This window comes from Alkalibacterium thalassium (assembly GCF_900101165.1).
Classification (GTDB): Bacteria; Bacillota; Bacilli; order Lactobacillales; family Carnobacteriaceae_A; genus Alkalibacterium; species Alkalibacterium indicireducens.
The window spans coordinates 1-6,624 of record NZ_FNFK01000085.1 but is presented as its reverse complement, the minus strand read 5'-3'; the positions used below and the strand labels follow the sequence as shown (position 1 = coordinate 6,624).

Annotated in this window: 5 protein-coding genes; 1 reads left to right on the top strand and 4 read right to left on the bottom strand. The window is 37.1% G+C overall.

Annotated features, from left to right (window positions below; all coding sequences use genetic code 11):
- Positions 1-324: 324 nt before the first annotated feature.
- The 4 genes from BLR76_RS10970 to BLR76_RS10955 all read right to left on the bottom strand — a co-directional run bounded on the left by BLR76_RS10970 (position 325) and on the right by BLR76_RS10955 (position 5,021).
- Positions 325-714 (bottom strand): PTS sugar transporter subunit IIA, encoded by a 390-nt coding sequence (locus BLR76_RS10970; protein WP_342706606.1) that lies wholly within the window; start codon positions 712-714, stop codon positions 325-327.
- Between the two features lie 266 nt (positions 715-980).
- The gene (locus BLR76_RS10965; RefSeq protein WP_091268890.1) at positions 981-2,324 is read right to left on the bottom strand and encodes a 6-phospho-alpha-glucosidase; all 1,344 of its coding nucleotides are present in this window, start codon (positions 2,322-2,324) and stop codon (positions 981-983) included.
- A gap of 85 nt (positions 2,325-2,409) precedes the next feature.
- On the bottom strand, positions 2,410-4,002 hold the full coding sequence (locus tag BLR76_RS10960) for an alpha-glucoside-specific PTS transporter subunit IIBC (protein ID WP_091268888.1): 1,593 nt from the start codon (positions 4,000-4,002) through the stop codon (positions 2,410-2,412).
- 248 nt (positions 4,003-4,250) lie between these two features.
- On the bottom strand, positions 4,251-5,021 hold the full coding sequence (locus tag BLR76_RS10955) for a MurR/RpiR family transcriptional regulator (RefSeq protein ID WP_091268886.1): 771 nt from the start codon (positions 5,019-5,021) through the stop codon (positions 4,251-4,253).
- A 312-nt stretch (positions 5,022-5,333) separates the two neighbouring features.
- Between BLR76_RS10955 and BLR76_RS10950 the strand changes: the two genes are divergently transcribed.
- Positions 5,334-6,518 (top strand): IS110 family RNA-guided transposase, encoded by a 1,185-nt coding sequence (locus BLR76_RS10950; RefSeq protein ID WP_091267568.1) that lies wholly within the window; start codon positions 5,334-5,336, stop codon positions 6,516-6,518.
- Positions 6,519-6,624 lie beyond the last annotated feature (106 nt).

Sequence of the window (6,624 nt, the reverse complement as noted above, 5' to 3'; positions counted from 1 at the left end):
CATTTTGTCTTTAAAAAAGAAACATCCCTCGACCATTTTTTTCTCAAAATCGGTCGAGGGATGTATTCATTTTAGGGGAGTTTTTTCCCAGCCCCTTTCTGTTTCTTCTATTGTATAGACTCACTTCTACGCTTTTAACTTTTTGTATTTTTCGAATAGTTCAAAAGAGAATTGATTTTGCTTACTCAATTTCTCCTGGAGGTATCTATATAACTCGATTTTTATAGCTTAGTTACATCTCTAGTATGGACCCAGCTCAATATTTCTCTGAGTAATACTTGTCCGCTTCTGGTCTGCAGTACAGTATACCTCTGTCCTTTTCGACTAGTCGGTATAGAATGCTTTTCTACAATTACCTGCCTGCACTTCTTGGCATTCATCTTTGCGGACAATTTCTATTTGATCACCGTTTGTAATAACTACTAGTGTTACTGTACTTGTTGCCTTTTCATCGATTAACTCCAAATCAAAAGTTATTAATTTTTGTCCAATTTTTATCGTGTCCCCCTCTTTCACAAATGTCTCAAATCCTTCACCGTTCATATTCACTGTTTCAAGTCCAATGTGAATTAAAATTTCTGCTCCAAAATCTGACTGAATTCCTACCGCATGTTTTGTCGGAAACACTTGAATTACTTTTCCCTCAACTGGTGATACTAAGACACCCTCTGTTGGAATAATCCCTAGACCATCTCCCATCATTTTTTTGTGCAAAGACTGGATCTGGTACTTCTGATAATGGAATTACTTTCCCTGTCAATGGTGCTACTACAACCTCTTCTTTTTGCTTCTTTTTAAATAATCCTAACATTTTCTATCTCTCCCATGCTCAACATCTTTTTAGTAGGAACACTTAACAATAGGATGACAATAAATCATTCCCTTTCTTTAAATCCTTTACCTTTAAGAGGGTTCAGTTCCCATTTGCGAGAAATAAGGACTGAACCCTTCCATTTTCCAAAATTTAAGATAAATAACTGTTATCCCAACTCTGGCCAGAAATCTTTATTTGCTTCAATTAAATCATCTAGGATTTGTTTTGCTACTTTTGCACTTGGTACAGTTTTAGATAGGGTAATTGCCTGCCATAGTTTTGTGTACGACTTCTCTGACCATGCTTCTGCCACAAGTTTCTCTACAGCTACCTGTTGCTCCATTAATCCTTTTTGGAAACGTGGAATTTCTCCTTGTGTAATTGGTTCCGCACCGTTACTTCCTAAGATACAAGGAACTTCTACCATTGCAGTTGGCTCAAAGTTTGCAATCGCACCTTTATTCTCTACAATCAATAGCATACGCTCGTTCGTATTGTGGGCAATCGCACGGGCTAAATCTACAATGTAAGATGCGTGCTCATCAATTTCTAGTGTAGTCCCCTCTGAATTCCCTTTTTCTACAATTTTTTGACATTCACCAAAGACATGTTTCTCACGACCATCCATTACCATGTTTGCCCGAGTATAACTAGGATCTGTATGTGCCGCCACTTCATCAGCCATGAAGTAATATTTTAAGTAGGTATTAGGCAACATATCAGGTGATAGCGGATAGAACTCTTTTACTACACCAAACGTATGCTTCCAGCTTTCATCATCATGCTGAGATTCACCTGCAGCCTCAAGCATCTCAGGGGAAGGTCCATAGCCATATTTCGCTACATGTTCTTTTAAACGAGGCATTAAATCATTACCATCTTTATCGCGAATGTCTGTCCACCATCCAAAGTGATTTAAACCAAAGTAACGTACAACCATATCTTTTCGTGATTTTAAACCTAATCCTTGTGCCATACGCTCTTCAATACCAATTGGCATATCACAGATATTGATTACCTTCGAGTCTGGTTTTAATAAACGACAAGCCTCCGCAACAATTGCAGCAGGATTGGAGTAATTCAACATCCATGCATTAGGAGAGTATTTTTCCATAAATTCAATAAGTTCCAATACTCCACCGATAGAACGCATTCCGTATGCAATTCCACCAGGTCCGCATGTTTCTTGTCCAACTACGCCATATTTCAGTGGAATCTTCTCATCCTTTTCACGCATTGCATATTTTCCTACACGAATATGTGCCATGACAAAATCAATGTCAGTAAATGCAATCTCAGGATCAGTAGAAGCAACAAAATCAATATCAGGCGCTTGTTCTTTTAACATAATCTCACAAGCATCGGCAATCACCTTTTGGCGCTCTCCATCATTATCATAAAACTTAATCGTACGAATAGGAAATTTATCTAAATTATCCAATAACATTAATACAATTCCCGGTGTAAATGTACTTCCTCCACCTGCAATACAAACTGAAAACTTCTTCATAATAAAATTCCTCCAATAAAATTAAGTATTGTTATTTATATGCTAAGCTGCCCCTACCCTCAAGATAAGAGCAGTCTAGTTCACTTTACGCACTATGTTCCTTTAATATTTCATCCACTTGTGCTCGGATATTACCTACGCTACCGCCAATAATAACTTGACAAGCATTACCTTTTCTTACTACACCAAAGGCACCAACATCTTTAAAAACAGCATCTTCAGCCAATAAAGAGTTGTCTTTTACATTTACACGGAGGCGAGTCGCACAATTATTTACCTCAGCAATATTGTCAGCACCACCTAAAGCCTCAATATAAGCCATCGCAGGCTCTGTAAACTCATTAATCTCAGCACCTTGTTCCTTCGCCTTTGCTAATCTCTCTTTATATTCTTTCTTACTATAAAATGTTACATCCTCGCTATCTTCTTCTCTTCCAGGAGTTGCAAAATTAAACTTCACGATTAAGAATCGGAATAACAAGAAATAAACACCAGTAAAAATAAACCCAATAGTAATCTGCGTTAAATATGTTCCCCAGTGGTTATTGAATAACGGCAACCAGTTCATAGCAATAAAGTCTATTAAACCACCACCGAAATTCCCTACTACTCCGAACGCAAACATTGTTGCAGACATTGTCGCTGCTAATACGGCATGTATAGCAAATAATACTGGCGCAATGAATAAGAATGTAAATTCTAATGGCTCTGTAATCCCAGTCAATACTGCAGTCAATGTAACTGGAATTAAAATCGCAAGAACTTTCTTACGCTTTTCAGGTTTTGCAGTGAAGTAAAACGCTAACGAGATACCTATTGCCCCCCAAACTTTCGACATTCCATGTAAGGCAAATCCACCTTCTGGGAACAACTCAATTAACGGCTGCGTAGATTGAGCAAAATAATTCATGTTCTCAAACCACGTGGGCTGGATTCCACCATCTATAATAGCTGGCCCTAATACAAATGGTTGCCAGATAAAGTGATGTAAACCAGTCGGAATTAAAATCCGCTCTAAGAATGTATAAATCCATACCCCAAATATCCCAGAAGCAGCCATAAACCCTTGCAAAGAGTTAATACCCTCTTGAATTTGCGGCCATACTATTGCTGTGATAATAGCAACCGGTATCATTACAAAGAAGCCAACCATATACACAAATACAGATCCTTGGAAAATCCCTAAGAAATCAGGTAATTTCTTATTGAAATAACGGTTATGGATCCAAACAGATATAGCAGCAATGACAATCGCACCTACAATGCTTGTATCTAGTGTTCGAATCCCTGCAATTTCCTTTAATCCTGTACCTGCACCAATTTCACCAAAGTAATCAACACCTAAATGATTTCCAAAATGCTCTAAAATGCCTCCTACAAAATAGTTAAATGTAAGATAAGTAACCGCAGCTGTCATAGCTGCTTTTCCTTGTTCCACTTTAGCTAACCCAAGCGGTAAACCGATTACAAACAAAAGTTCCATTTGATTAAAAACAGTCCATGCCCCGCTATTAACAATTGACCAAAAACTATGCCAAACTGTACCTTCATTTGCAATACTTCCCACTAGCATCGGATTAGTAAGAATAATTGTAATCGCTAACATTAAACCAGCAAAAGAAAATAATAGCACAGGCGTAAACATCGCCCCACCAAACCTTTGAATCTTTTCCATCATAATTGTTTCCCCTCTCTTTCATTTGTATATATTCATTCTACTATTAGAGAAATCCTATTACAATACAATAGAGCACTGTTGTGAAATGGCTTCACTTTCTGTTCTTTTTCCCAAGTAGCGGGAATTTTTTTCATATTTATTGATTTAATAAATTATCCAAAAAGGCACACGAAAGCAAAGTAAGAAAAGGGCGTGCGTTGCCCAATCTATACCTTGCCCCTTGAAAAACCACTATAATCCTAATAAAATTATGCTTTTTCACTACCTTTTTCTTTCATCTCACGATATGTTATATACTCACGATATAAAGCATCACAAACTAGATGTAAAGTAACAAATGACGTTGCTTCATGTGAGTTTTCTCGAAATAGAGTGGTAGTATGATAATAAAGATTGTACGGAGTCATTTGTGCTAAATAATTAGTTTGAAACGATGTAACAGATAAAATCGGTACCTCTCTAAAATTTAAAACTTTAATATTTTTTTCTAGTTTTCTAGTATCCCCACTTAATGAGATAATAATGACAAAATCATTTTTTGTAATCATCGGCATACTTAAATCAAATTCAACTTTGGCTGGGAGTATCAACATATGTTTCCCTACACTCATTAAGTTCCTACTTAGTTCTTTCAGTGCATTTCGCTGTGCCCATCCTGTTCCAAAACCAAAAATTCGTTCTGCTTTGTGCATTTCTTTGGCAATTTTTTCAACATCTGCTTGTTTCATTAATTTTAAAGTAGCTTCAATATCATCCTTTTGCAAATCCATTAAATTTTTACTAGGTAAGTTTCGCTTTGATGTACTTTTCATGCTGTATTTAAATTCACTAAATCCTGTGAAGCCTAACTTTTTTGTTAATCGGTGAATTGAAGATTTGGAAGTATGGCATCTTTCTGACAAATCAACAATACTTAATTTCTGGCATTCTTCTAGGTTTTCTAAAATATAGGTAATAATTGCCAAGTCATTTTCATTAAGTTGATTATGATATTGATTTATAAGTGCTTCTAAATCCATTTATATACTCCCTTGTATATTATATTTAGGGTTTTAACCTTCCGGTTTTTACTGGATAACCCTATGAACCTCTTTTCGATTACCTCATCTCATTAGATATGAGATAATTAGTTTATTGGATTGAGAGGTTAGCCGTTTACTCCTTGAGTCCTTGAACTCGTAATCGAAAGACTGGTTCCTCTCTCTGATAAGCTGATTGCGAATGAGTTAGATGTTGAAAGCCTCGTGCTTTACTCCGTATCTATAACAAGGTAGTGACGCTTTTCAGACGAGTGGCTGTTCAATCCAAAATTAAATGAAGAAGGTGTCGTTATGTTCTTCTTAGGAATTGATATTGGCAAACGAAGCCATGTAGCCTCAGTTATGAATGAAGAAGGAAAAGTGATACTAAAAGGCTTTTCATTCCCCAATTCAACTGAAGGTGGAGAAAAACTTCTCCAAAAAATCATCTCTTTATCTCCGATTGATCAGTATAAAGTCGGAATGGAAGCAACGGGCCATTACTGGCTATCTCTTTTCTCCTTTTTGGATGAGCACGACTTTCTAATTCACGTCATTAACCCGATTCAGACCGATGGTTGGCGGAAAGGAACGGAAATTCGCAAACGTAAAAACGATATTATTGATTCTGTCTTGATCGCTGATTTAATGCGCTACGGAACCTTTGTAGAAACATCTTTATCCGATGAAAACATCTTTTCGTTGAAACAACTCTCTCGCTACCGAACCTATCTTGTGGGCACCGCTAGTGACTTCAAACGAAAAATCATTGCGGTATTGGACCAAGTTTTTCCTGAATACGATACACTTTTTAGTAAAGTGGGCATTTTTGGCAAAGCCTCAAAGGAAGTTCTGTTAGAACTGAGTTCTCCTGATGCCATCAATCACATTTCTGCAGGTGCCCTAGCTGATTTATTGGGGGAAGCCAGTAGAAATCGCTTGGGTATGAAGAAAGCTGAAGAACTAAAAACCGCTGCCTCACACTCCTTTGGAGTTAAATTCGCCCAGGAAACATTCACCTTTCAATTACGTTCAATGATTGAGCAATTAAAATTTCTTGAAAAGCAAATAACCGATACAGAAAAAGAAATTAAAAAGATCATGGATGATATTGATTCTGTGATAGAAACAATCCCGGGTATCGGTCCAATTAACGGTGCGACGATACTAGGAGAAATTGGTGATATAAACAAGTTCTCCTCACCAGCTAAATTAGTTGCCTATGCCGGTATTGATGCTTCTGTCACCCAATCGGGTGAGTTTGAAGGAACACACAACGTCATGAGTAAACGGGGCTCTCCATATTTAAGAAAAGCCTTATTCTCCGCTGCACTAGTAGCCTCAAGACACGATCCTGTATTAAAAGCATTTTACGAAAAGAAAATATCTGAAGGTAAACACCACCTTACAGCTCTGGGCGCCGTGTCACGCAAACTCTGTTACATTATTTATGCTATTTTGAAAAAGAATGAACCTTACGAAGTCCGTTTGCGATAATTTCAAAAATGACGCTTGATTCAGCTTATTTGGTGCGCCCTTAAATTCCAAAATAGACTGTAGAAATATTAGGTTTTATTGCTTGACTTTATATAGTTAGTCTTTC